Here is a 26,577-nt window from a genome sequence, read left to right as displayed (position 1 = left end):
TGTTGTATGTTAATTAATGAAACTAACAATTAAGACAATGCAGAGACTACGTATTTTAGTTATATTAATACTTCTTTCTTTGATGCCTCTTTATTCCCTTGCCGTTCTGAATGAAGGACAATATGCATTCCGTTCACTTGATATCAATAATGGATTATCCCAGAATACGGTCCATGCCATCCTTCAGGATAAACAAGGATTTATGTGGTTTGGGACGAAGGATGGTCTTGACCGGTATGATGGTATCTCTTTTCGGACTTTCATGAAAGAATCCGGAACCTTGGGCAATAATTTCATCACTTCTTTGTATGAAGACAATCTTGGGCAAATATGGATTGGGACAGACGTAGGCCTATATGTCTATTGCCCACAAATGGAAAAGGTCAGGCATTTTACTCTGATAAGTAATCCAAACATAGATATAGACTGTACGGTCAATCTGATAACTGGGGACCAGAAAGGAGGTATCTGGGTTGTAACTCAGACGCGGGGAATCTTCTATTACAATCCCCAGGATAGCCAGTTGGTTAATTATCAGTCGGACGGGTCCGGTACTCTGAACCTTAAAACTTCCGGCCAACTCTATTTTGATTCGGACGATGTCTGCTGGTTGGACATACGTGATGGAAATCTGTATTATTCAAAAGACAAGCTTAAAACTTTAACTCCGATTTTTCCAGAAGATTCAAAAGTGTCTTTCAGAGATGAATACATCTATAAATTGCTCCCCGGACCCTATAATTGCATGTATGTGGGAACTGTATTCGGACTGAAAGAAGTGAACCTAACTAATAAGACTATCCGTACCCTTCTTTCCAAGGATGAATTGGGAGGTGATATTTATATCAGGGAACTTGCATTTTATTCAGATGACGAATTATGGATAGGAACCGAATCGGGACTTTATATCTATAATCTGCACACGGCAAAAATCATCCACTTGCAGAACGTCAACGGTGATCCCTATTCAATCTCTGACAATGCCATCTATTCGATTCTCAAAGACCGTGAAGGCGGAATGTGGATAGGGACTTATTTTGGGGGTGTGAATTATTACCCCCGGCAATATACCTACTTTGATAAAGTCTATCCCCAGAAAGAATCAAACAAAATGGGAAAAAGGGTGCGGGAGTTTTGTGCCGCCCATGACGGCACACTCTGGATAGGTACAGAAGATAAGGGGCTTTTCCATTATTATCCTAGTACTGGAAAAATCGAACCGTTCATTCATCCGGATATTTATCATAATGTTCACGGATTGTATTTGGACGGAGATTATCTGTGGGTTGGGAATTTTGCAAAAGGATTGAAGCGTATTGATTTGAGGACATACGCTGTAAAGCACTATGATAATATTGCAAGTGATATCTTTTCTATCTGCCGGATAACTGCGGGCGATCTGTATCTTGGAACAACAATAGGATTGTTTCGGTACAACCCAGATACGGAACGTTTTAAACGCGTCCCCGAACTTGGGTGGACGTTTGTTTATTATATAAAGGAGGATAAGCAGGGGAATTTATGGCTGGCAACTTATGCCGATGGCGTCTATAAAAAGAATGTCCGTACAGGTGGTTGGGAACATTTCGTACATGAGGAAGCAGACTCGTCCACCCTTCCATCCAATAAGGTGCTGAGTATTTTTGAAGACAGTCAAAATCAGCTATGGTTTACCACACAAGGAGGTGGCTTCTGCCGCTTTGTGCCTTCCGCCAACACCTTTGTCCGTTATGACGGTATCGGTCTGCCAAGCAACGTCATTTATCGGATTGAAGAAGATGAAAAGGGATTGTTCTGGGTTTCAACCAATAAAGGGCTGGTGCATTTTAACCCGAAGAATTCCAGTTTTAAAGTGTATACAGTTGCTAATGGGTTGCTGAGTAACCAGTTTAATTACCAGTCCAGCTATAAGGATAAGAATGGACGGATTTATTTTGGCTGTATTAACGGTTTCATCTCCTTTGCCCCCTCCTCCTTTATTGATAATGATTTTTTACCCTCTGTTTTGATTACCGATTTTATGCTCTTTAATAAAAAGGTGGTAGTCGGAGAAAAAGGCTCTCCATTGAAACAAAGTATCACTTTGTCAAACCATATCGAACTTCAGTCAAATCAGAATTCGTTCTCCTTCAGGATAGCTGCGACAAGTTATCAGTCACCGAGCATGAATACACTGCTATATAGACTGGAAGGGTATGATTCCGAATGGCATACAGCGGGTAAGGGCCCTATTACGTATTCCAATTTACCTTATGGGACATACATGTTACGCGTGAAAGGTGCGAATAGTGATGGTGTATGGAATCCAGATGTACGCACATTGGGGATCAGGATATTGCCCCCGTTTTATTTATCCGTATGGGCATACCTGATTTATATCCTATTGATACTCGGTACATTTTTCGCCCTCTTCTTTTATTTAAGGAAGCGTACTATTGAAAAGCAGCGTAAAGAGATGGAGAAGTTCGAACAGGAAAAGGAGCAGGAACTCTACACCACTAAGATAGATTTCTTTACAAATGTGGCACACGAAATCCGTACTCCTTTAACACTGATAAAGTGCCCATTGGAGAATGTACTTGCTGATAGGGAACTCTCCGAAAATGTAAGGATGGAATTGGAAATTATGGATCAGAACGTGGAGAGGTTACTGAACCTGATAAACCAATTACTTGATTTCCGTAAAGCGGAAAATAAAGGTTTTAAATTGAATCCGAAAGAATATAATATCGGTACTATCGTCCACTCTGTTTATAAGTATTTCACCACTTTGGCAAAGCAAAGGGGAATTAAATTTGAAGTAGAAGTTCCAGAGGAAGAATTGTTGGCTTCTGTTGACAAAGAGGCTTTGACCAAAATTCTCAGTAATCTGTTTGCTAATGCATTGAAATATGCCCGGACATACGTTTATCTCCATTTGTCTGTTGATGAGAAGAATGAGGTGTTCACTATCTCTATGAGTAATGATGGGAATATAGTCCCTATCGAAATGCGTGAAAATATTTTTAAAGCCTTTGTCCAATACCGGGACGGGAAAGATATTGTCTCGGGCACAGGCATCGGATTAGCTATGGCTCGTTACTTGGCAGAGTTGCATCAAGGTATGCTGGTGATGGACCGGGAGCTAGATTGTAACCGTTTCATTCTTTCCATTCCAATATTACACCAGACACTTCCGGATGATTCGGAAGAACAACATAAGAAACCTGGGTATGATGATGAAGATCGTGAAGTTTCTGATAAAGATAAAAGAGAGGTTGCTTCCATATTGGTTGTAGAAGATAATAAGGATATGCTTGCTTTTGTGTTCAGGCAATTGTCTTCATTGTATCATGTACTGATTGCGGAAAATGGGGTCGAGGCGTTGGACGTTCTTGAACAGAAATCTGTGGATCTGATAATAAGTGACATTATGATGCCTCTGATGGACGGGGTTGAATTATGCAAGCATCTGAAACAAAATCTGGACTATAGTCATATTCCTGTAATATTATTGACAGCTAAAACTAATCTGGAATCAAGAATCGAAGGACTTGAAGAAGGGGCGGATGCGTATATTGAAAAGCCGTTTTCTATGGAGTATCTTCGTGCCAATGTAGCAAATCTGTTGAGTAATCGGGAAAGATTACGCCGTCACTTTATTGAATTTCCTTTTATCAAAGCAGATGCAATGGCGCAGACAAAGGCCGATGAGATGTTTATTAGCAAGTTAAATGAGTATGTATTACGCCATCTTGATAATACGGACCTGCAAATTGATGATATAGCGGATGCAATGAATATGGGACGTTCCAACTTTTACCGGAAATTGAAAGGAATCCTAAATATGAGTCCGAACGAATATCTCCGCCTTTTCCGTTTGAAGCAGGCAGCTTCCATACTGAAAGAAGGAACCTATGGAGTGGTGGAAGTCTCTTACATGGTAGGGTTCAGTACCCCCTCCTATTTTTCAAGCTGTTTTAAAAAACAGTTCGGAGTACTGCCTAAAGATTTCATATCGCACTAGTAATATGTATTTTGCTTTAAATTTTATAATATCAGGTCATTTTCTGATATTTTATCCGAGTTGTTCCGGGTAATTTTGCAAATATATTAACAACTAAATTTGATGTATGACAAGGTATTTACTTTTTTTTGCCAGCCAGCCTTCGGGCGGAAGAGAGAGTTGTTTTCCTATCGTATATATAAACGATTCTTAGTTTGAGAATTTGTACTGTAATTTATATAAAGTCAAAGAAATAATTATAAAATAAATTGCACACACAATGAATAATAGAAAAGAAAATGAACAGAGTTGTATAGTAATGAATAAAAAAGAGGGTACATCGTGCATTACGACACACCTCCCTGTATTTCAGAGAAAAATCTACACTACTAATCAAAAAATCTATTGATATATGAACTGTAAAGTAAAACAAGGATGCCTTACCAGCGAAAGCTGTTGCATCCTGTTATGGTTAGCCTTCACATTATTTCCCGTTTCCGTTGTAACGGCGGCAGATAATAGAAAGATCGACGAGAGCCAGCAAAAAGAAGTAAAAGCAGAAATGAAAGGATATGTGGGAGACGAAAACGGAGAGCCTGTTATTGGAGCTACCGTATTGGAAAGTGGAACGCAGAACGGGGTTATAACAGATGTGGACGGTATATTCACTATACAGTTGGCAAAGAACGCATCATTGACCATTTCATATGTTGGGTACCAGAAGAAAACGGTAGTGGTAAAAGATAAGAAGTTCATTTCCGTTAATTTGACTCCGGACAGGAGTATGATGCTGGATGAAGTGGTCGTGGTCGGTTTTGGCAAACAAAAGAAAGAATCCCTCGTGGGAGCTGTGCAGGCAGTGAAGCCGGAAGACCTGAAGATGACATCCAGTAATCTTAGTACTTCATTTGCCGGGAACGTTCCAGGTATCATCGCCGTACAAACACAGGGTGAACCAGGCTCTGATGAGGCGAAATTCTATATACGTGGTATATCAACTTTTGGTTCGAATACCTCACCGCTGATCATACTTGACGGTGTGGAAATCAACGCTACGATGATGAACAATATTCCTCCAGAATCTATCGCGTCGTTTTCTGTGCTGAAAGATGCTACGGCAACGTCCCTATACGGCTCACGGGGGGCTAACGGAGTTATCATCGTTACTACCAAGCAAGGACAGCTTTCCGAGAAAATGTCTGTAGATATCCGCTTTGATAATACTTTCTCCATGCCTACCTATGTGCAGAAAATGGCAGATGGCCCGACTTACATGGATATGTATAATGAAGCCGTTTATAATCAGGCTATTGCCAATAACCAAGAGTATGAGCCTTTCTATAGCCGGGATAAGATAGATAAAACACGTGCCAATGCAAATCCCTACCTGTTCCCAAACAATGACTGGTACAGTATGTTGTTCAAAGACTTCGCCGTTAATCAGAATTTGAATATCTCCATCAAGGGCGGAAGCAAAAATGTGGATTACTTCCTGAATGCTGGAATCTTCTATGAAAATGGTATCATCCGGCAACCCAAGGAAGATAAGCTTGATGTGGGTATGCGCAACAAGAAATACCTGTTTCAGAGTAATGTGACAGCCCGTGTTACCTCTACGACGAAAGTGGGGCTAAATATGAATACGCAGTTGTTCTACCACCATGCCCCCAAAACAAGTACCCGGAATTTGTTCGCCTATTCCATGCATGGGAATCCCGTACGTTTTCCTGCTACACTTCCTGCTGAACCAGGGGATACATACATCCGCTACGGTAGCAATGATCCGTGGGATGTGGGAAAATCAGAGCCGAATCCTTACGCCAAATTGAGTGAAGGTTATACGGAACGAAATTATGTCTATATGACGACCGCTTTCAATCTCGAACAGGACTTGAAGTTTGTCACACCAGGGTTAAAACTCACCGGACTGGCATCTTTCTATAATTACAGTTTTAACTGGCTGGATCATTGGATTGTACCTTTCTACTATAAAGTATCTGATGACTATACGATGGATGATCAGGGAAACTACCTTTATAAGACTTCGACTATCGGTGAGCCGGGAGAACCTTATCTGAAGAGCAATTCCGGGCGTGATCCGACAGAGAGTGTCTGGTCTTTACAGGGAGCGCTGGACTACTCACGCCAGTTTGGTGGACATGATGTGGGAGCTACCCTTGTTTACCACATGAAAGAAACCAAGAAAGTGAAGGACGGCGGAGCTGAAAAAGATCTTCTTCCTTACCGTGAGCAAGGGATGGCCGGACGTCTGACCTACAGTTTTGGTCAGCGTTACCTGCTTGAGGCTACCTTTGGTTATAATGGCTCGGAGAATTTCAGAAGCGGGCATCGTTTCGGATTCTTCCCTGCGATTGCCCTAGGATGGACTATTTCTAATGAAAAGTTTTTCCAACCGTTAAAAAAAACAGTTTCCACTCTGAAAATCCGAGCTACTTATGGATTGACCGGAAATGATGCGCTTGCCACTCGCTTTCCCTATGTAACAGAAGTCAGTATGAATAATAATTTGGATTGGTGGACTGGTAGCGGTACCCGCGTGAATGGGCCGCTTGTAAATATTTATGGTAATGCGAACGCTACATGGGAGAAATCGAAAAAGCTGAATTTAGGTGTCGATATGACCCTTCTTGAATCTATGGATATAACCATTGATTATTTCAAGGAAGACCGTAGTGGAATTTTTATGCAACGTTCGTCCGTCCCTTCAACAATGGGAGTGACAAGTATGCTGCCTTATGCCAACATTGGCTCGGTAAAGAATAAGGGTGTGGATATGAGTGTAGCATACAGCAAAGTAATTGGCAAAGATTGGGTGCTCCGCCTGAACGGTAGTCTGACCTATGCACATAATGAGATTACAGAGATAGACGAACCGGTGAATGTAGAACCCTATTCTTCAAGAATCGGACACCCGATAAACAGTATTATGGGATATGTGTCTGACGGATTGTTTACTTCTCAGGAGGAAATAGACAGATCTCCCAAACAGTCGTTCGGAAATTATACGGTGGGAGATATTAAATATAAAGATCTGAATGGTGATAACGTGGTGAATGGTTATGACAGGACGATTATCGGCAATCCTGAAATTCCGGAGATTATCTATGGTTTTGGAGGAACGTTGAAGTATAAAAAGTGGGATTTGTCTCTGTTTTTCCAGGGAGTGGCCAAAGTCAGTTTAATGATGAGCGATATTCATCCGTTCAGCGAAGCGGGCCATAAAGGATATAACATTGCACAGTATATCGTTGATGACCACTGGTCGGAAAGCAATAATGTAGCCGGTGCCGCCTATCCCCGATTATCACCCGAATTTATCACGAACAATGCGCAAACCAGCACTTATTACCTACGTAACGCAGCTTTCCTGCGCCTGAAGAATGCCGAACTGGGCTATTCCTTCTTCCCGTGGCTGCGTGTGTATGCAGCAGGTACTAATTTGCTGACATTCTCTCCGTTCAGTACCTGGGATCCTGAAATGGGAAGTGGGAATGGTTTGAAATATCCGCTACAGCGCACGGCCAAGATCGGGATTCAGTTTCATTATTAATTAAGAACAGAATAAGTTATGAAAAATATATATACAAAGTTATGCCTGTCGGCAATCGGCTGTTTAATGATGGCATCATGTGATTTTCTTGATGTGGTTCCGCAAGGTACTGCTACCGTGGATGATATCTACCGGACACAATATCAGGCTGAAGGAATGGTACTGTCTTGCTACGCGAATATCCCTAACTATTTCCATCCCCAACAATTTCCTGATTTTACCGGAGGAAACGAAATCATAACGAGCAAAGGAGGAACAACGCGCTGGTTTCATTTCCGCAGTCTGGTTTATGGGGAAGAATCCCCAACAACGACTTATTACTCATTATGGAGCAATACAGCAAAATCTTATCCGCAGGGTGCTGTGAAGAAAGCAGTATGGGAAAGTATCCGCAATTGCTATAATGTGCTTAATAATCTGGATAGGGTATCGGACATTACCCCCGAAAACCTGAGCTGGTGGAAAGGTGAAGCGCTGTTTTTGATCGGGTATTATCATCAGATCATGCTGGAGTACTATGGACCGATAGTTATTATTGACAAGGAAATACCAATGGAAAGTTCTCCGGCCGAGATGATGACCTCCCGTTCTCCTTATGATACATGTGTCGATTTCATTGCCAATAAATATTCGGAAGCAGCTAGATTACTTCCTGGCGTATGGGATTCAAGTAAGAGAAACAGGGCTACCTCTTCTGCTGCCTTGGCTTTCAAGGCTCGGCTGTTGCTTTATGCCGCCTCGCCGTTAGTCAATGGGAATAGTGAGTTTTATTCCGACTTTAAAAACCCCGACGGCACTTTTCTGATTAACCAGACTTATGACCGGGAAAAGTGGAAGAGAGCGATGGATGCTGCCAAAGAGGCCATAGACCTTTGCGAAGAGAACGGTTACAAACTTTATGGAAATTCGACCAATGACTTGGAGCAAGGGAAGAAAAACTATCATGAAGCCTTTGTCGGTGATGGGATCAGTGGTAGCGGATTTAACTGGAATGAAGTCCTGTTTGGCTTTGCTGAACAGGGAACTATTTCCTACTGTATCAAGAATATGGCTCCTCGTGTTGAATTTACAAGTTATTCGACCAAAGGTTTTAGAGGGTCCTTATTCCCGACGTGGGATTGTGTGAGTAGGTATTATACCAAGAACGGTCTACCTTGGGCAGATGATCCCGAGACTAAGAAGCTTGATCCGTATTCCATTGCACCAGGTGATAGTACGGTACGTTTTCACAGGAATCGTGATCCGCGCTTTTATGCCTCTATTGGCTTTGATCGTGGAAATTATGACGTGCAGGGAAAGACAATAGTGCTCAAATGCAGACGTGGTGAAATGCAGCAGAATAATGGCAATGCCAAGGATGAGTATCAAACGGACAACGGTTATTATTGTCAGAAATGGGTGTCTAAATATGATACCTATAATAGGACTACCGATCAAATAACCTACAACCGTTGGTGCTTTCCTTATATGCGTCTGGCCGAACTCTATCTGAGTTATGCAGAAGCGGATTTCGAATATAGCGGCACACTGAGTACTGCCAGTCTGTCCTATTTGAATAAAGTACGTGAACGTTGCGGATTACCTACCTTTGCAGATTCATGGGCAAAAGCCGGTGGTATTCCTTCAGGAGAGAAGTTGCGCGAAATATTACATGATGAACGCTCCATTGAATTGGCTATGGAAGGCAGACGTTTCCATGATATGCGCCGTTGGAAAATTGCCCATACTGAAATGATGCGTTATCAGAAATCCTGGACATTATCCGGAAAAACCGCTGATAGTTTTTATAAACTTACGGACATGAAAGAAACCGGCGTTCGTAATTTTACCGCTCCCAAGAACTATTGGCTTGCTATTCCACAAGATCAGATAGAAGTAAATCCCAATCTAGTGCAGAATCCGGGATACTAGAGAATCAGCTCTTATATAACTAACAATTAGAGGAAAGGACAAAATGAAAAAGGTAATGTGTTTATTGGCAATTATGTTTATGATTGCCAATACTTCGGCACAAACACGGGTGATTGCCCATCGTGGTTTCTGGAAAACCCAAGGATCAGCACAGAATAGCATTACATCTTTGTTGAAAGCGGATTCTATAGGATGTTATGGTTCGGAGTTTGATGTCTGGCTGACAAAAGATAATGGTTTGGTGGTTAGCCATGATGGGATTATTCAAGGGCATAAGGTTGAAGAGTCCACTCTGAAGGAATTAACCGGGTTATGGTTAGCGAATGGAGAATGCGTACCCTCCTTAAAAGAGCTTCTGGAAACAGCTAAGCGGAAAACATCTTTGAAGCTGGTGCTGGAGTTGAAAGCTCATAGTAAACCCGAACGGGAGATAAAAGCTGTTGAAGAGATCGTTTCGATGATAAAGAAGATGGGACTCGAACCCCGGATGATATATATCACCTTTTCGTCTCACGCATTAAAGGAACTGATCCGTCAGGCTCCCACAAGCACTCCTGTATATTATCTGAAAGGGGACTTATCTCCACAACAACTGAAAGAATTGGGTAGTGCCGGACCGGATTATCACTTCTCTGAATTTTACCGTTATACCGATTGGATTGAAAGTTGCCATGCCTTGGGGCTAAAAGTGAATGTATGGACGGTTAATAAAAAAGAGGACATGCAATACTTTTGGGATAAAGTCGACTTTATCACTACAGATGAGCCGTTGGGACTGTTGAAAGATATAATGAAGGTCAAATAGATATATTTTCTGAGATAATGTATAGTCCAACTGATTACCTTTAATAATCTGTTGATTATTTATGTTTTTGGAAAATGAGTTTCAAGTTTTCAAACGACTGTTCATGTTGATACAGTTGAATGCTGATTGAAAACAAAACAATAGCGGAAACAATGAATGTCAATCTTGTATAAGAAGGCAAACGTCCAAATTTATAGTTCAGCTCCATTAATCGAACTGAATAGGGGTATTTATTAAATAATATAAAATTAGCCAACTAATTCATAGCCAAATTATTGCGAATTAGTTGGCCTTTTTGTATCTTTAGGTATTCCGTGCGACAAGAAGTCGTACAAGTAATTGTTCAGCACTGTGCCTGAACCTATTGTTCTGTCAATAGTAGTCTAAAGAGGCGTGCTTTACCAGTCATGGTTTAGTGCGAAGCCCTCTTGACAATGCAGTCCTTTACAGAAATATCCAATGTATAGGCTGTTAGGCTGACTGATATGAGTAACATATGTGAATCGCTACACCATCGTAATAAAGAAATAGCTTACGGATATTTATAAGCTATAGCCAAAAGGTGGGTAGTCAGGATAGTCTTTTGGGAATGTAAGGCTACACGGACATCATACTGGCGGTGGAGGGGCGGGCTCTAAGTCGGGCGTCAGTTACTTGTACGGAACTTGGTAAACCCGTATTTCTCCTGTCTATGTCAGGCAGGTAAGCCAATTGCAAGAAAAGCCGAATGTGGTGCGGGTAAAGGATTGCGGAGAAAGTGAATGATTCTGTGTAATGCGGAGGATAGAGGTTTAAACATCACCCCATGCGAAATCAGGCAGACTTCCGCAGGGTAATTCTTTATGAAACGATTGTAGAACTTTAATAAAATGAAGAAACTGCAAATGAGCAAGGCAAAAGCCGAGTGTGCATCTTTAACCGTACGAAACACGACATGAAAAGATATCGATTCTTCCAAATATGAGCGTAAGGTGAGAAAACTGCAGGTCCGAATAGCAAAGGCCCACAAAGAAAAGAGGTACAACAAGGTAAAGGCCTTACGGTACCTACTTGCCACTTCCTACGAAGCCAAGGCATTGGCGATAAGGAAAGTAACTTCCAATAAAGGTAAACGTACGGCAGGGGTTGACCATATGAAGTGGGACACTGATGCCAAGAAAATAGAAGCTATATGTTTATTGAGAAGGAGAGGATATAAGGCCTTCCCGCTGAGGAAGGTCAACATAGCCAAAGCAAATGGCAAGACAAGATCTTTGGGAATACCAACCATGAAGGACAGAGCCGTGCAGGATATATCTTATGGCTTTAGAACTTATAACTGAAAGTGAAGCGGATGCGAACTCATATGGGTTCAGAAAGTTTAGAAGTACTGCGGATGCAATAGACGCACTTCATAGATGGTTGAGTAGAGACTGTTTACCACAATGGATACTGGAAGGTGACATTAAGGGTTGTTTTGATCATATTAATCATGAATGGCTTCTCAACAATGTGTAGATTGACAGGCTGGTATTAAGGAGATGGCTGAAAAGCGGAGTAGTATTTAATTGCAAAGTATCAATAGATACGCTACACTTTTTCTTTTCGTTGGCAAATCTTAATCCGTATCTTCGTAGCATGAAAGAAGATATACGGATGCGCCAAAAATGGCTTGAGCTATACGTCGAAACGGGTTCTGTGACAAAAACTGCCCTTCGGTGCGGGATTACCCGTTCCACGTTATACCGTTGGATAAATTGCGAGAAAGAACAAGGCAAGTCGGAATTGTCCGATAAGTCTAAACGTTCATCAAGACTTGCCAATATGAAGATAACACCTGAAATTGAAACCATTATCCTTAATCTGTGCGTGAGACAAGAAGATGGGGAGCGCAACGGATTGCCAACTATCTGCTTAGGAAGAGAATAAAGCTCTCAGGCATGACGGTGTGGCGTGTGTTGAAAAGCATCAGGTCAAAGCTGTTGTGAAACGTTGCGAGAAATTTATTTCTTCTTCCAGCCGATTTTTTCCATCGGCAACATCCGGATAACCATATACCCCCGCCGTTGTTCATAGCGGCAGGAAAAACATGCCTGACGGCGATACGTGACGCGCGGCACTCAAACCCTCTATTCCAACGTGAAACTGACCGCAGAGAGGGATGCCGCCACGGGCGACCTCGTGTGGAAGTCCAAGGACAACACGACACTTGTGGGGGGATTGTCGGATGAGCACTACTACCTCTACTATCCCTACTAAACGGATATGAGCGGAAAGACTGCCACTCCCACAGGCTCAGCCTTGACCGACACGGAATTCTTCGCCCCGTTGGTTTCCGCTTGGCAGCCTCAGGACGACCAAAGTACTCATGCGGCATATACCGCCTCCGACTTGATGACTGCCGAAGGCTCCGCAACGACAGGGGAAGACAACACCCTCCACCTCTCTTTCACCATGAACCATCGTATGGCATTGGCCGTCATCGAGATGCCGAATACCGTTAAATACAAGTTTACCGACGAGAGGATTCCTGATTACGCCGTGTCACCCGCCACTACATTCTCTGGCATTGCCCAGCCGCTGCGCGTGAACGATGGTACATACCGCTACTTGGTGAATCACGCGACTCCCGCACCGACTATCGAAGGACATTATGACGAGGGAAGCAAGGAGTTCACCATAACCCCGTCCGGCCTTTCTACCGGCAGTTACAAGAGATACAAGGTGGACGGCGCGGTGACAACTGTAAAGGACTACACGATGCAACGGGGAGATTACCTGCTCGCCGACGGCAACCTGCTGCCTAAGGGTACTACCCTGACCGAGGAGCAGAAGGCAAGCGTGGCGGCCATCGTCTTCTGGACACCGGCAGAGACCAATCCTGAAGGACGGATCACGCCGGCGTCTCTGGATTTCGACAAGATTATGGTGAAAGAACATCCCAATTGCACCCATGGCCTTGCCGTGTCGATTAAAGATGCTCCGGGCAACGTCTCGTGGCAAAACGTTAACGACTGGGTGGCGGATTTTCAAAGAGGAACAGATTTCAATCCTGTCGATAAGGATGAGTACGTAAACATTGCCACTGGTTTCGATGCGACCGGCAACATAAACAGGATACTCGGTTACCAGAACACGAAAGTGCTGTGGGCGTATAACGGATATTGCAAGACAAACGGCAAAACCGATGCCTTGGTCAATCCTGCTGAGGTCCTGAAAACATTTATCGCAAATAATCCAGCCCCGGCAAACAGCACCGGATGGTTCTTGCCGTCGGTAAAGGAACTGCACATGCTATGTTATAAGGATGTCGATAATATTGCGTACACACGGGACAACACAGAGACGAGGGATATAGTCGAAGTCTCCATCTCCGCCGTTGGCGGTGACGCATTGTCACCGCGCAATAACCATAAACGTTTCTGGTCTTCTTCGGAGAGCCCCAGTAATAAGAATGGCGCTTTTAGCGTGTATTTCTACAATGCCTTCGCACAGCTCAGCGAAAAGGACGGCGCACTCAATGTGCGTGCCGTGTGCGCTTTCTAACCACATAAAACAAAGAAAAATAACGATGTGAAAGGAACAGGATATTCCGGACGATGGATGCGCATCAGCGGCTGGTAGCCGATGTTGATGCTCGCGGGCGGGCTACTCGTCTCTTGCGGCAAGATGGAAACGGGAGAATCTACTACACGTTTACCCGATGGCAAGTACCCATTGCGACTGACAGCGGAGGTGGCGCAACCGCACCCCCGTGCCGGCGGCAAGGAGATAGGAGTGATGCTGGATGGCATGCTCAGCCTCCAAAGGTACGTAATGGACGCCTCGGGCAATACTGTCCCAAAGGATGCTGAAAACACCATTTACCGGAAGAGCACTACCGAGACATGTGTCACGGCACGGACTCCGAATGCCGATATCGACCAAAGTGGTGGGTATGCCGGCTTCGGCCTTCTATACGTCACCGTAGTGGGAGGTTATGACCAAGCCGTCAGCCTCCGTTTCAACCACCGCATGGCAAAAGTAGAGTTCACGCTCATGGCGGGCGAAGGTGTCACGGAGGAAAAACGAATGAAATAGACGTGGTGCAGACGGTGCCGGGCAACACCTGGATTGATGGCGGCGAGGAGAATGTGGCGGTAGCCAAAACAATACACTACACTGCCGATGAAGTGAAGGCTGGGGACTACATCTATTCGGGCAGGAGCACTTCGGACGGCGGACTGCGCAAACGCTATCCCAATGGGAAAGCTCAGGTCATCGCAGACCCGAAGCCGCAATCCGTAGCGGGCAAGACGGTCGCCGGTGTCGTCTTCTGTATACCGAAAGACACTGACCCCACAGGCAGACTAACCCCAGCCCGACTTACTGATGATAAGATTATGATGAAAGATTTTCCGAATGCCGAAATTTGGAATTATATAGTCAACCCATCCCTCGTCGCTGCCGGCGGTCCGACACCAATTTATACCACCTCTTACTGGTCGTCTACGGAGGCATATTATAGCCCTAACAATGCATATGCCATACACTTTCCAGATGCCACTCTGGAAAGTAATGATAAGTACTTATAAAGTTAGGTTTCTGGCCGTGTGCGCTTTTTAATCACATTAAAAAGAAAGAAACTGTAGCAAAGCATTCTACATTCGATTCCGGCGGCGGTGCTCCTATCGCTTGCCGCCTGTACGCAAGAAGAGCTCCCGGGCAACCAAGACAAGGCGCAGCAACTTACTTTCTCCGTTACCGATGGTGGATATACGTCGGCTGTTCGCAAAACCACCCGTACTGTGGAGAATGGCTGCCAAACCAAGTTTTCCGAAGGCGGGGCCTGCGGCCTATACGTGGTGCGGGGCACTCAAACAGTCTATTCCAACGTGAAACTGACAGCCGAGAGGGATGCCGACACGGGCGGTCTCGTATGGAAAACTGAAAGTCCGACACCGCTCACAGGCGGGCTGTTGGACGAACACTATTATTTCTACTATCCCTATCAGGCACGAGCCTCAATACTGGGGCAGGGCGGCTGTTCGCCTTCATCATTACGGTGAACGAGTTAACCGTGCCCGGCTTGTCGGTGCGGAGCGAAACATACACCATCTCCGACAATAAGACCTGCCATATCCTGGAGTCTGTCTGCCCGTGATGTTATCCTCTCATCGAATTCCTGTACTCACTCGGGCTCATTCCATAGTACTTCCTGAACACCTCCCTGAAATATCTGACATCGGAGAACCCCGAGTCATCCGAGATTTCCGTTATCGAACAGTCTTTTTCCCTAAGCAGTTGTGCCGCATATTGCAGCCGCATGGAGCGGATATAGTCAGCCGGGGCATGGCCGGTGAGCGCCTTCAACTTGTTGAAAAATCCGGTGCGGCTCATGTTCTGCATGCCACAGAGCATGTCCACACAGAAACCGGGGTTGTCGATATTCTTCATGACGCATTCCCTTACGGAGGCCATGAATTTCCAGTCCCGGGTATTGTGGCAGTCCGGCGGAACCTGTCCGACTCCGTCCTCAAGACCGGCGTATGCCCGTTTGAGCAGTGCCCGGTTTGCCAGTATGTTCCTGATATTCGTCCTGAGCACGTTTATGCTAAACGGTTTGGTGATATAGGCGTCAGCTCCGTTTTCCAGCCCCTCCAGCATGTCCTTCTCATCTCCCAAGGCGGTCAGCAGCATGACCGGGATATGGGATGTCTCAATATCGGATTTGACGGACGCGCAAAGTTCGTCCCCTCCCATTTCAGGCATCATAACGTCCGAAAGTATCAGGTCCGGATTGTATTCTCTCGCCACAAGCAGCGCGTCCCGTCCGTTGGAACAGGTTTGGACCAGGTATTCCTCTTTCAGCAGCCCCTCAAGGTAGGTCCGCAAATCGTCATTGTCCTCCACAATAAGAATACGCTGCCGGTCCCCGCCGGTCATTGTTGGAAGGATCTCACGCATGGGGCCGCAATCCGGTCCCATGCGGGTTTTCCCGGTATCCTGTTTCCTGGGCGAAGCAACGGGGCATGCCTTGTCAAGGCGTCTGCTCCTCAGGGGAAAAATAACACATACCATGGTCCCCTTCCCCTCGGTACTGGTAACGCGGACCCTGCCTCCGTGCAGCCTTACCAGCCTATGTACCATCATCAGTCCGACACCGTTTCCCGCCACTTGCAGATTGACGGCATTACTGCCCCTGAAATGGTTCCTGAACAGTTTCTTCCGTTCCTCAGGTGGAATGCCAATCCCCGTGTCTTCCACTTCCACACCCCATACATGCCGGTCCGCGAAGGCACGGACCTGGATACTCCCGCCCCGTGGAGTGTACTTCAGTGCGTTGGACAGTATATTCTTCAATATAGAGTCCATTTTGTCCTTGTCAAACCGGACATTCAGGTAAGGGAAGCCGCTCTCACGGGTGATATCGATGTCCCTGATGGAGGCATATGTGCGGAATGCCTCACAGGTCGTCTCCAGATAACTGTTGAGCTCATATTCCGAGACATGAAGTCTCAAGGTGTAGTTGTCCGTACTCTCGAAATCTATCAGGCTGGTGACCAATCCCAGAAGTCCGTCCACGCTTTTCAGGGCCATCCGTACATTGTCCATCCCCTCCGCCTTCACCATGTCTTTCTCCACCACCTCTTCCAGCGGAGCCTTGATCAGCGTAAGCGGAGTACGGACATCATGGGCAGTATGTATGAAGAAGCACGTCTTTTCGTCTGATATCCTTTTCTGCCTGCGCAACATGGCAACGCGAAAAGACACCACCCCAGCCAACACACACAATGACGCATATCCGGCAATGGCCCATGTACCCGCCCACAGCGGCCGGGCGACACTCAGACCGAGGCTTCTTTCCTCATACACCTTGTATTTCTCCTCATTGGAGACGGCACGGATACGCAGGGTGTAGTTGCCTGGGGGCAGGCTCGTGAACTGTATCCGCCCGCTCTGGACCGGATGGCTCCAGCCCTCGTAGAGCCCCTCCAATTTCCATGAATATAGGATGTTCGAGGGATAGTCGTAGTTGATGGAGACAGCTTCCAGGGAGAAGGTATTCTGGTCATATGCAAGTTCCAGCCTGACGGTATTGTCAATATCCTCCCTCAAGGGGGATCCCTTGTCCCCGGGATAGACGGGGCGGTAGGAGATCATGAAATCCCGCAGGAGCATCCGAGAAAAATGCGGGGCGGGTATCCTCATGTCGGAGGGGAACATGACGGCTCCGGTGTTACTCCCGAACACGAAGCTTTCCCCGTGCCGGAAAGTGGATACCCCGGCATTGAGGCATACGCTTGCCAGCCCTTGTTCTGCCGTCCAGTTTCTGAAAGTGCCGCTCTCACGCCGGAACAGGGCCACGCTGTTTTCGGTCCCCAGTAGCAGGGTGCCGTCCGCACGGGGGACAATGGTATGGATGTTATTGGATATCAGGGCGCAGTTCTCGGTCTGGTATTGGCGGACGAACCTGTCCTCCACGCTGTCATAGACGAGAAGTCCCGCCCCGCCGGTGCCGATATACAGGAGCCCGTCCGGTGCCTGGTACAGTGCATAGACATGAACCGCCTCGACTGGAAAGGCGATATGTCTGCAGGTCCCCCCGTGCCCGTCAAGCAGGTACAACCCCATGCCGGTACCGATCCACATCCATTCCGGAGCCTTCTCCAGTATGGCGGTGATGGGGCCCGGGACCGGGTACAGGCGTACTGTGCCGTCATGGGGATCGAAACGTTTGAGATTGTGGCAGCCCCCTGTCCATATACATCCTCCGGAATCTTTTCCGATGTCATTGATATACTGGTCTGGACGCCCCTCTGCTGCAAAGGAGGGGGGAAAGTATTCCACCCTCCCGGTTTTCTTTTCGATCCTGTACAGGCCCGAAGCGTACCCGCCGGCGCAGATGACACCCGGCGAGACCTCGCAGAGCGTCAGGAAGATATGGTTCCCGCCATCCTGTATCCCATCGGACCGGCTGAGAAAGGAGCGCCACCGTCCTACCGCAGGCTGCAGCAGGCTGATCCCGTTGCTGGTGGCGAACCACAAGTCGCCTTCGCTGTCTTCGATGACATCATGCACCTGATCGTTAACCAGCGACCGGCTGTTGCCCGGTGAGTGCCGGAACCATTCATAGCTCTGGTAGCGGTTATTCCGGATTGTGACTCCGGCGGGGTAGTTGGCAAGCCAGATACGGTCCCCGCCATCCACATAAATGTCATTGATATTGTCTCCGTTCATGCCGTTGTGGCTGGCGTAGTCGGCGGTTATATAGGGTTTGGGCACTAGCGAGTCCATATCCATCCTGTATACCCCCCTTCCGCCCGTGGCTATCAGCAGCTCCCGGTCATTGAGAGGGGTGATCCGGTTGACGGCCACATTCCGCAGCGTACTGCCTGCGGACACTCCGTATACAAGTATGCCCTTCCTGAAGGTTCCCACGAACAGTTTCTTCGAACCGGGGTGGTAGTAGAGTTCGCTGACCGGCGTCCGGATGCTGTCCGTGTCCGCAAGCGCCTCAAGGACACCGTCCCTTTCCCGTACCGGAAAAAGTCCGTTCACGGTACCGATGAAAAGGTTTGTACCGTCCGTCTCGCTGATAGCGGTTATATCACCTCTTAAACGGGAGACCAGCCGCTGCGCAATGCCTGTGCGGGTGTCATAGCGGATGATATGGTCACCCTGACAGAGCCATATGCGGTCTCCACGGTCCATATAGGCGTAACAGAGCATGCCCGTGGCGAAGTCATCCTGAAGACCGGGTATCCTGTATACCATCCGGAAACGGTCATGGAGGGTGTCGTAATGGAAAATACGGCCTTTCCTTCCCACAACCCACAGCGTGTTCTCCGTGTCGGTGTAGAGCCAGTTCAGATTGACTTGCGGGGCCACCTTCAGATTGCCGTCAAGAACAGTGTAATGCCTGATCCGCTTGCCGTCATAACGGTCCATCCCCTCCTGGGTGAGGAACCACATGTATCCCCTCCCGTCTTTTTGGATACGGTAAATCCTCCGGTTACTCAATCCGTCCTCTATTCCCAAGTATTTATATATCTGGGCTCCGCACATGGAGGAAATTCCCAGCATGAGGAATGCGGACAGTATTCTTCCCATATTCCGAACACGTGTCATTCTGATGTAAATTAGACAACAACTGTTGCAAATATATAAAAATATAAATTAATATACAAATTTAAACATAACCTCGGATGTCGGCATCAGGCGGTATGTCCTCAATGTCATGTACCCCGGAAAATAGCTGCATACGGGACCGGCCCATGATATGAACATATTCCGAGAGGCGGTTGTTCAATTGACCCGACGGAATTATGGCTTGCCGGGCTCGGGACTGTCCGCAAGGGTACGTTGGTCCGGTGTGCGGAATACCATCCATACCTCCGGTCCGAATTTATATCCGCGGGTGGTACAGGTGCCGGTCGAGGTTTGGCAGCCCCCAATAAAGCGGGCCGAATTGTTTGTAAGCACTCTTACCCTCATGCCCGATTTATAGATAATCTTCCAACAGTAAGAAGTTATAATTCGCATTTAAGAACAATGGCGGGCATTTCTTGTTAATATTATAATCATATAAAAGAGGCGCATCCGTTAGTGCCAGATTTGTTCACCACTTTCATCGTTGCGTATCGTATTGCGAGTTGTCCGTATCAGATGTTTATCCCCTCTTTCTTAAGACTTCCTGAGAACTGCCTGGGAAAGGACGGCTTTCCGCATTGCGACTTCATCCACAGCCCTTGGCGGTATAGCCATGCCTTTCACGGGGACTACGGTTGATTCATGCGACACAGCAGATTCCGGTGCTATAACAGGGTTGCCTACATACTTGTGCCTCTTTTCAGCTTGCTGTCCAGATCCGAGTTGCGCACTTTACCCGCAGGTTGGACGGTTGTACATAACAATATTGATCTTTTTGGGGGCTAAAAGTCGAATATCCCCTTAAAGTAAGCGCCTGAGTAAGTACATCTTCTACAGTTCATTTTCCCTCCTTACTTTTGCTGCAAAAAAAATAATATCCTATGATGCAGCGACGTAAACACATGATGAGCAGAGAAAAATTTATCTCCGTTCTTTTCCGTCAGCAGCAGAGTGGTTTGTCCATTGCTGATTTTTGTGAGAATGAAGGTTATAGCCGTAGTAGATTCTATCTTTGGAAACAAAAATACGGTATAACGGAGCGGGAGTTATTGGCAGAAGCCTCCCGCTTAGGGGTTAAAGACAGCTTTGTCCCCATAGTAATCAATGGCGACACGCCATCCCCCGGTATATCTCACGAGGCTCCCCTGCCATCTCCCCAGCCTAGCGTCCCCTTTCCCTTGAAAGGAAAGGACAGCTCTGAAATATCCTTGGAATTACCCAACGGATTGAAGTTGAAGTTTAAAGGGTCTTCCGGCTGTGAAGCTGCCCTGAATCTGATCTCTAAAATATATAATGCCAATGTTCTGCCTAAATGACAGCATGAGATATTTCCTGTGCCCCGGTTATACGGACATGAGGAAAGGTATGTTCACTCTTTGCGGCCTTGTGCATGAGAGGATGGGAGGCGACATCAGAAGTGGGGAGGTATTCATTTTCTACAACCGTTTCCGGACCAAGATAAAATTGCTCCATGCCGAACCGGGCGGTCTGGTCCTTTATGAGAAACTGCTTGAAGAAGGCACCTTCAAGATACCCGCCTATAATCCTGCCACCCGTTCTTACCCCATGACCTGGAGTGACCTGGTCGTTATGGTGGAAGGCATCAATGAAGATGTCAGCAAAGGCAGGCAAAGACGGCTTTCCAATTTGAAAAAGCATTGGTAAAACAGTTGTAAACAAACAGCTTGAAGGCTTGTTTTTCTTGTTGTTTTTGACTATCTTTATATCATCAAAAAAAAGATATTGAATGGCAAAAGAAGATGCAACCGGACAAGCTGTGGAACCCTCAATGGAGCAGCTGCTGGATATCAACCGTAAACAGAGTGAGATCATCTCAGCCCAGGCAAGGACCATAGAAGAACTCCGGGGTACGATAGTTGAGTTGAACGCCTCCCTGGCATGGCTGAAGAGGAAGGTGTTCGGAAAGATGAGTGAGAAATGCAAGCCTGTCGATAACGGAGACCCGAAGCTCCCTTTTGACTATGGCGACCTGGAACAGATAGAGGCGGAAATCGAAGATGCCCGGAGCAGGGCGGCTGAACAGATTACCGTCCCCAAGTCCCGAGCCGCCAATAAAACGCCGCGCCGTAACCGGGTCGTCATGGATAACCTTCCGGTTGTAACAGTCGTCATCGAACCGGAGAATGTCGATTTAAGCAGATACGTCAAGATAGGCGAGGAACATACCAGGACCCTTGAGATGAAACCCGGCTACCTCTATGTGAAAGACACGGTACGTCCCACATACGCCCTGAAAAATGAAATGGAGGCCGTTGATAACGGAGAAAAGGCTGTAATAACCGCTCCCATGCCACTGATGCCCATATATAAAGGTATGCCAGGGGCTTCCATGCTCGCTGAGGTCCTTTTACAGAAATACGAATATCATGTCCCGTTCTACCGACAAGTGAAACAGCTGGAACATCTGGGTGTGAAACTGTCCAAAAACACATTGGACGGCTGGTTCAGACCGGTCTGCGAGCTTCTCAGGCCACTTTATCTGGAACTCAGGAAGAAAGTACTGGCCGCAGATTACTTCCAGGTTGACGAGACCACGCTTCCGGTTATAAACCACGACAGGCATAAAGCCGTAAAAGAATACATCTGGATAGTCCGAGCGGCTGTGCCGCGTCTGCCTTCTTCCATTACGACAACGGATCGCGTTCACAAAAAGTTGCGGTCAGGCTTTTGAAAAACTTCAAAGGATATCTCCAAAGTGACGGCCATCCCATTTATGACGCCTTTGAGGATGGGGAGGACGTATGTCTGTGTGGGTGTCTCGCGCATATCCGCAGACATATAGAGCTGTGCAAGGAAGAAAATCTGGAATATGCCATGCAGGGACTCAAATTTATCCAGGATATGTATAATGTGGAATACATGGCGGATAAACAGGAACTCCCGTATGAAGGACGTGCTGAATTACGCCAACGTCTATCCAAGCCGATGCTTGACAGCTTTGAACTCTGGCTTAAAAACACATACCCTAAAGTTCTAAAACGAAGTCTTATGGGAAAAGCCATAGCCTATGCCTACTCCCTGCTGCCAAGAATGAAACCGTATCTCCATGACGGAAGAATTTTCATTGACAACAATCGCTGTGAGAATGCCCTGAGGCCACTGGTCATATCAAGAAAGAACATGCTGTTCTGCGGAAACCACGAAGCGGCTGAGAATACGGCTATAATCTGTTCCTTGCTTGGCTCATGTAAGGAACGTGGTGTCAACCCCAGAGAGTGGCTGAATGATGTGATCAGTAAACTCCCCTATTATCTGGCTCCCAAATCAGACAGAGACCTGAAGGAACTGCTACCGGATGTATGGAGAAAATAATCAGGACAGTTCCGGGAAAATGCAGGAAAAAACGGGAAAAAGCGAGACTGACACTCAATGACAACCCTGAGATAAGTTGGTATATGGAAATTGAGATGCACTTACAATGGAGTGCATCCCACTGAAAAATTGAATGCACAAGATGTAGTTGAGCAGTCGCTTACCCCTTAAAAACAAGGAGCTGACGCATGTGTACAGCCCCTTATTTTTTGTATAGCCCGGCCTCCTCTGGCATATTGCCGTTGCTTCCATCTGTAACAAGCAAAATCAGAATCTATATGCGGAACTTTTTGTTCCCGTAGCTGAGAAAGTCCTTCGTGGCATATTTCACACTGAATGGTCCGTAGTCACCGAGAGCCGAATGCGCAATTTGCTTGTCCGGTTCTGTCACATGCTCGACAGGTTCTCCCGTAGTATCAGTATCCTTGTATGACATAGGCTGCATGCTGGCGATGGCTGACCCGGTAGCCGCCGCACGCAATTTCCTGAACGCATTGGAGAGGATTCCGTCCATCATTGACCAGTACAAGGCGAAGAACGAGGTGCAGGAAAAGGAGGTCTCACAGTTGTAGGAGATAGCCGGGAAGGTATGGAAGAAGGAGGACGAACTGAAACAGTTGAAGTCCGAACTTGCAGCACTCGACCGAAAGATACAGTTGGAGCTTGAGCCGCCTACGCCCGAAGTCGCCGAAAAGGAGAATGACGGACAGGAGGTCAAACCGGATGCGGAAGGTGTACGAAACGTATCTCCACAACACACCGAAGATGTGCCGCAGATACGCAGCTCGGTGAATGAACGCAGTCCGTCTGGCAATTTTATTGCCGACCACATCATCATCGGGCGGCCGGGATTCAACGTCCGTGACGAGTGCAAACCGAAAGGTATAAAAATGTGAACGAGTGTGCGGATATATATGGCAGGATTGGGAACATACCATTCCTTTTCCTGCTTTTTCCATCAATATGACATAATGGCAAGGATACCATACAACAAGCCCTCGATTATATCAAAATAGGGTGTTGAAAGTAAATCGTCATGGCAAATCCGCCATATATTCAGTATTTTCGCTAATTTTGCATTCAAAATAGTTAGGCATAATAAAATGGAACCATCTATATACAGTTATTCACTTTGTATTGCGCTACCGTTGATGTTGTTCTTCGGCTTTTATTTTTTGTTGGCTCCAACCTCGGAAAAAGCCATTTTCAATAATTATCTGCGTTCCCGGCGAATTATGGGGGTAGCCATACTGTTACTCGCCGCCAACTATTCGGTACATTTCTTTTTTGGAATCAGGTTCAAGAATACCGATGCCGCCATCCTGATGAACCTGTCCACCTATTTTTTGTGCTACTGGTTGTTCAGTTCGGCCCTCACCACTCTGCTTGACCGCTTTTATATCACCAAACGTCGGTTACGGACGCATATCTGTCTATGGATACTGTTTTCCATCCTTTCCGGCATCGTTCTGCTGTTGTTACCAAAAGGTGGTTTACAGACAACGGTGATGTTTGCCTTGGCCGCATGGTTGGTTATCTATGGGCTGTTCTTGACCCGTAGGCTTCTCCGAGCCTATCACAGGGTCATCCGCATTTTCGATGACACCCGTGCGGACGACATCGGTGCCTATATCAAATGGCTTTCCATTTTCACCTACTGGGCTGTCACATTCGGGGTGGGATGCGGACTGCTGACATTCCTGCCTGATGAATACGTCTATATCTGGATTCTGTCATCGGTACCGTTTTACATTTATCTCTTCCTTTGCTATCTGAACTATCTGCTGTTTTACGAACAGGTGGAAAACGCGATGGAAGATGGCATGACTTCTGAAGAGGAAGACCTGTGTGACACCACAAACCGGGAACAGGCACAGAGGCAGGATACTCCTTTTTTCCATGCCGAAATAGCGAAAAAAATCAAAGGTTGTATCGATGCGGACGGTTATATCCGGCCCGGCCTTACCATAAAGGAGCTTTCAGATGTGCTTCATACCAACCGTACCTACCTGTCCGGGTACATCAAAACTACGTATGACATGTCGTTCCGCGATTGGATTATCGGACTTCGTATAGAATATGCGAAACGTCTGCTTGCGCGATATCCGAGGTTGACGGTTGCCGACATCTCCGAGAAATCCGGTTTTTTGTCACCAAGCCATTTTATAAGGCTGTTCAAGGAAAATGCGGGCTGTACCCCTAAATGGAGGAAAACAGAGGCGGAATAATACGGTGTGTTATGGATGGAGGAATAGCCCAAACGACAAAAAATAGCCTAAACTACAAAACTAAAATGTTCTAAACCACAAAGATGTGCGATTCTGACAATTGAGACAATTTTTATAGGCAAGAATCGGGCTGAATTTAAATCTTTTCGCTTATTTTGCACTTGTCGGTTGAGCCTGCGTCATCTCCAAAAAGAGTAAAACAGGGTTTTATGGGTGATTTTAACGTGTGTAAAAGAAAATGCTACCCAAATAACTTCAAATAAAGACAACTCTATTTCAAGCGGCAAATGAGTTCTACAGCTTGAATTTGAATAATACAAACAATAGGATTCTCCTTTAAAAAGTCATGAAAAAGATTCATTTACTTCATTACTTATTGTTGTGCTACATGGTTCTTGCGGTAGCTACATCGTGCGGCGATGACGAGGATGACTACGCCCCCGACAATGTAAATGATCCCGAGAAACTAACTGATCCTTTGCCTACTACCGACCAGTTAGGCGTAACACACAACAACACGCTTTATTACCTTTCGTTCTGGAGCAAAGAAGACCATATGATATCCGAGAACATGATAAACCGTTACAAGGAGGCGGTTCCTTATGCTCCGGGAAAGAAGATGGAGGTTGGCGACACGTTCTTCTTTACCCGGCAGGACATTGACCGGATTCAGTCGGATACCGATTTGCTGGCTGACATCAAGGATATGTTCCATAAGCGGAGCATCGTGATGATGATGGAGGGAGGAACGAACGAGGATTTTAATACCGTCTGCACGTTGCTGGATTGCTATAATCCTTATGCGAAGGAAGATGAGTCTTATTCGGACGAACTGCCGCTGTGGGTATTTTCTGGACCGCTTCCGTCGGCGAGCGGATTCTATTCCAAGCTCAATGCGCTCAGTACTGCTACCGGAGCTGATGGCAAAGAATCTGTACAGACGATTAATGAATACGGGCAGGGATTTCATTGCGACATGACAAGTCAAAGTTTACAAAGAGCCCTGGAACCGAAAGCTCCGTCAAACGGTTCGTCGGATTTGAAAAACTTGATATCTGCCTATATCGTTATCGGTCAAAATAGCTATACCGCACCTCCTGTTCATGGACATGAAGGTAAAGGGACAACCGATAATTTTCAAGTAGAAGCTAAGATATGGACCGCTTATAGCAAAGAGCGGAAAGAACATTTTTATTTGGTAAATCTGGGTTTTATAGCCTATGTAGAACCTTCTTTTTATGGAGAATGGCATACCAAGGTCAGTACTCTGAAAATGAAAGGGTATGGCTTTTGCCTGACTGACGTAAATTTGGAATTCGCTCCGGTTCACCCGAATGGTGCCATTATTCATGCACATTCCCCGCAAACTACGGAACGCCAGAGCTCTTATACCAGCAGTGTCTCTTTCGAGTTAGGAGGAAGTGTCAGTGTCACTGGACCAGAGATTTCAGGAGGAATAAGCATTTCCAATAGCCATACGGAAACAATAAATGATATTGAAGTTATCAATAGAACCAATCCGGCCCAAGGAAGCCCACAGCTTAGGTGGTAGTTTAATTTACGCGAACCTTCTTCACATTTTAATATGTTTTGTTACGCGTCGAGTGCTGTCAATGGAGGTGCTAAGGCCGGG

At 46.2% G+C, this 26,577-nt stretch carries 17 protein-coding genes and 3 pseudogenes; 17 read left to right on the top strand and 3 right to left on the bottom strand.

Annotated features, from left to right (window positions below; all coding sequences use genetic code 11):
* Positions 1 to 37 precede the first annotated feature (37 nt).
* From NBH14_RS14990 to NBH14_RS14940, 11 genes and pseudogenes are all read left to right on the top strand, one after another.
* Positions 38 to 4,006 (top strand): two-component regulator propeller domain-containing protein, encoded by a 3,969-nt coding sequence (locus NBH14_RS14990; RefSeq protein WP_250817609.1) that lies wholly within the window; start codon positions 38 to 40, stop codon positions 4,004 to 4,006.
* A 391-nt stretch (positions 4,007 to 4,397) separates the two neighbouring features.
* Positions 4,398 to 7,556, top strand: coding sequence for a SusC/RagA family TonB-linked outer membrane protein (locus tag NBH14_RS14985; RefSeq protein WP_250817607.1), 3,159 nt, complete (start codon positions 4,398 to 4,400; stop codon positions 7,554 to 7,556).
* An 18-nt stretch (positions 7,557 to 7,574) separates the two neighbouring features.
* Positions 7,575 to 9,467, top strand: a complete 1,893-nt coding sequence (locus tag NBH14_RS14980) for a RagB/SusD family nutrient uptake outer membrane protein (protein WP_004318653.1) — start codon at positions 7,575 to 7,577, stop codon at positions 9,465 to 9,467.
* 43 nt (positions 9,468 to 9,510) lie between these two features.
* Positions 9,511 to 10,272, top strand: coding sequence for a glycerophosphodiester phosphodiesterase family protein (locus NBH14_RS14975; RefSeq protein ID WP_004308129.1), 762 nt, complete (start codon positions 9,511 to 9,513; stop codon positions 10,270 to 10,272).
* Positions 10,273 to 11,243: 971 nt separating this feature from the next.
* Positions 11,244 to 11,594 carry a reverse transcriptase N-terminal domain-containing protein gene (locus tag NBH14_RS14970; RefSeq protein WP_250817605.1) on the top strand — a complete coding sequence of 117 codons (351 nt, stop codon included), beginning with the start codon at positions 11,244 to 11,246 and terminating at the stop codon, positions 11,592 to 11,594.
* On the top strand, positions 11,572 to 11,769 hold the full coding sequence (locus NBH14_RS14965) for a reverse transcriptase domain-containing protein (protein ID WP_008775183.1): 198 nt from the start codon (positions 11,572 to 11,574) through the stop codon (positions 11,767 to 11,769). Before NBH14_RS14970 ends, NBH14_RS14965 begins: the two co-directional genes overlap by 23 nt.
* Before the next feature lie 120 nt (positions 11,770 to 11,889).
* Positions 11,890 to 12,253, top strand: a pseudogene (locus NBH14_RS14960) (helix-turn-helix domain-containing protein); the annotation flags it as partial.
* Positions 12,254 to 12,516: 263 nt separating this feature from the next.
* Positions 12,517 to 13,797, top strand: coding sequence for a fimbrillin family protein (locus NBH14_RS14955; RefSeq protein WP_004308132.1), 1,281 nt, complete (start codon positions 12,517 to 12,519; stop codon positions 13,795 to 13,797).
* Between the two features lie 189 nt (positions 13,798 to 13,986).
* Positions 13,987 to 14,331, top strand: coding sequence for a fimbrillin family protein (locus NBH14_RS14950; protein WP_224262686.1), 345 nt, complete (start codon positions 13,987 to 13,989; stop codon positions 14,329 to 14,331).
* A 92-nt stretch (positions 14,332 to 14,423) separates the two neighbouring features.
* Complete coding sequence (locus NBH14_RS14945) at positions 14,424 to 14,825, top strand: Lcl C-terminal domain-containing protein (protein WP_225483526.1); 402 nt, start codon at positions 14,424 to 14,426, stop codon at positions 14,823 to 14,825.
* Between the two features lie 270 nt (positions 14,826 to 15,095).
* Positions 15,096 to 15,299, top strand: a complete 204-nt coding sequence (locus NBH14_RS14940) for a hypothetical protein (RefSeq protein ID WP_157998589.1) — start codon at positions 15,096 to 15,098, stop codon at positions 15,297 to 15,299.
* A 97-nt stretch (positions 15,300 to 15,396) separates the two neighbouring features.
* Here the strand turns inward: NBH14_RS14940 and NBH14_RS14935 are convergent, their stop codons facing one another.
* Both NBH14_RS14935 and NBH14_RS14930 read right to left on the bottom strand, forming a co-directional pair.
* A complete protein-coding gene (locus tag NBH14_RS14935; protein WP_055173489.1) occupies positions 15,397 to 19,362 on the bottom strand; it encodes a hybrid sensor histidine kinase/response regulator transcription factor in 3,966 nt (1,321 codons plus the stop codon).
* Positions 19,363 to 19,557: 195 nt separating this feature from the next.
* Positions 19,558 to 19,728, bottom strand: a complete 171-nt coding sequence (locus tag NBH14_RS14930; RefSeq protein WP_008643590.1) for a hypothetical protein — start codon at positions 19,726 to 19,728, stop codon at positions 19,558 to 19,560.
* Positions 19,729 to 20,264: 536 nt separating this feature from the next.
* Here NBH14_RS14930 and tnpA point away from each other — a divergent pair.
* The 3 genes and pseudogenes from tnpA (at position 20,265) to tnpC (ending at position 22,716) form a co-directional block, all read left to right on the top strand.
* Positions 20,265 to 20,699: an IS66 family insertion sequence element accessory protein TnpA gene (gene tnpA / locus NBH14_RS14925; RefSeq protein ID WP_004308135.1), complete on the top strand. Its 435-nt coding sequence runs from the start codon at positions 20,265 to 20,267 to the stop codon at positions 20,697 to 20,699.
* A 4-nt stretch (positions 20,700 to 20,703) separates the two neighbouring features.
* On the top strand, positions 20,704 to 21,048 hold the full coding sequence (gene tnpB / locus NBH14_RS14920; protein WP_074759520.1) for an IS66 family insertion sequence element accessory protein TnpB: 345 nt from the start codon (positions 20,704 to 20,706) through the stop codon (positions 21,046 to 21,048).
* An 82-nt stretch (positions 21,049 to 21,130) separates the two neighbouring features.
* Positions 21,131 to 22,716, top strand: a pseudogene (gene tnpC, locus NBH14_RS28940) (IS66 family transposase).
* 274 nt (positions 22,717 to 22,990) lie between these two features.
* Here the strand turns inward: tnpC and NBH14_RS14905 are convergent.
* Complete coding sequence (locus tag NBH14_RS14905) at positions 22,991 to 23,152, bottom strand: hypothetical protein (protein ID WP_004314566.1); 162 nt, start codon at positions 23,150 to 23,152, stop codon at positions 22,991 to 22,993.
* A gap of 10 nt (positions 23,153 to 23,162) precedes the next feature.
* Here NBH14_RS14905 and NBH14_RS14900 point away from each other — a divergent pair.
* The 3 genes and pseudogenes from NBH14_RS14900 to NBH14_RS14890 all read left to right on the top strand — a co-directional run.
* Positions 23,163 to 23,612, top strand: a pseudogene (locus NBH14_RS14900) (hypothetical protein); the annotation flags it as partial.
* A gap of 207 nt (positions 23,613 to 23,819) precedes the next feature.
* Positions 23,820 to 24,944, top strand: a complete 1,125-nt coding sequence (locus NBH14_RS14895; protein ID WP_004318663.1) for a helix-turn-helix transcriptional regulator — start codon at positions 23,820 to 23,822, stop codon at positions 24,942 to 24,944.
* Positions 24,945 to 25,290: 346 nt separating this feature from the next.
* The gene (locus NBH14_RS14890; protein WP_250817600.1) at positions 25,291 to 26,496 is read left to right on the top strand and encodes a hypothetical protein; all 1,206 of its coding nucleotides are present in this window, start codon (positions 25,291 to 25,293) and stop codon (positions 26,494 to 26,496) included.
* Positions 26,497 to 26,577: the final 81 nt, after the last annotated feature.

Origin of the sequence: Parabacteroides caecihominis (genome assembly GCF_023656785.1) — a bacterium.
In the GTDB taxonomy this organism is placed as follows: Bacteria; Bacteroidota; Bacteroidia; order Bacteroidales; family Tannerellaceae; genus Parabacteroides; species Parabacteroides segnis.
Note: the sequence above shows the minus strand (reverse complement) of the source record. Positions and strands in the feature narration are given on the sequence as shown.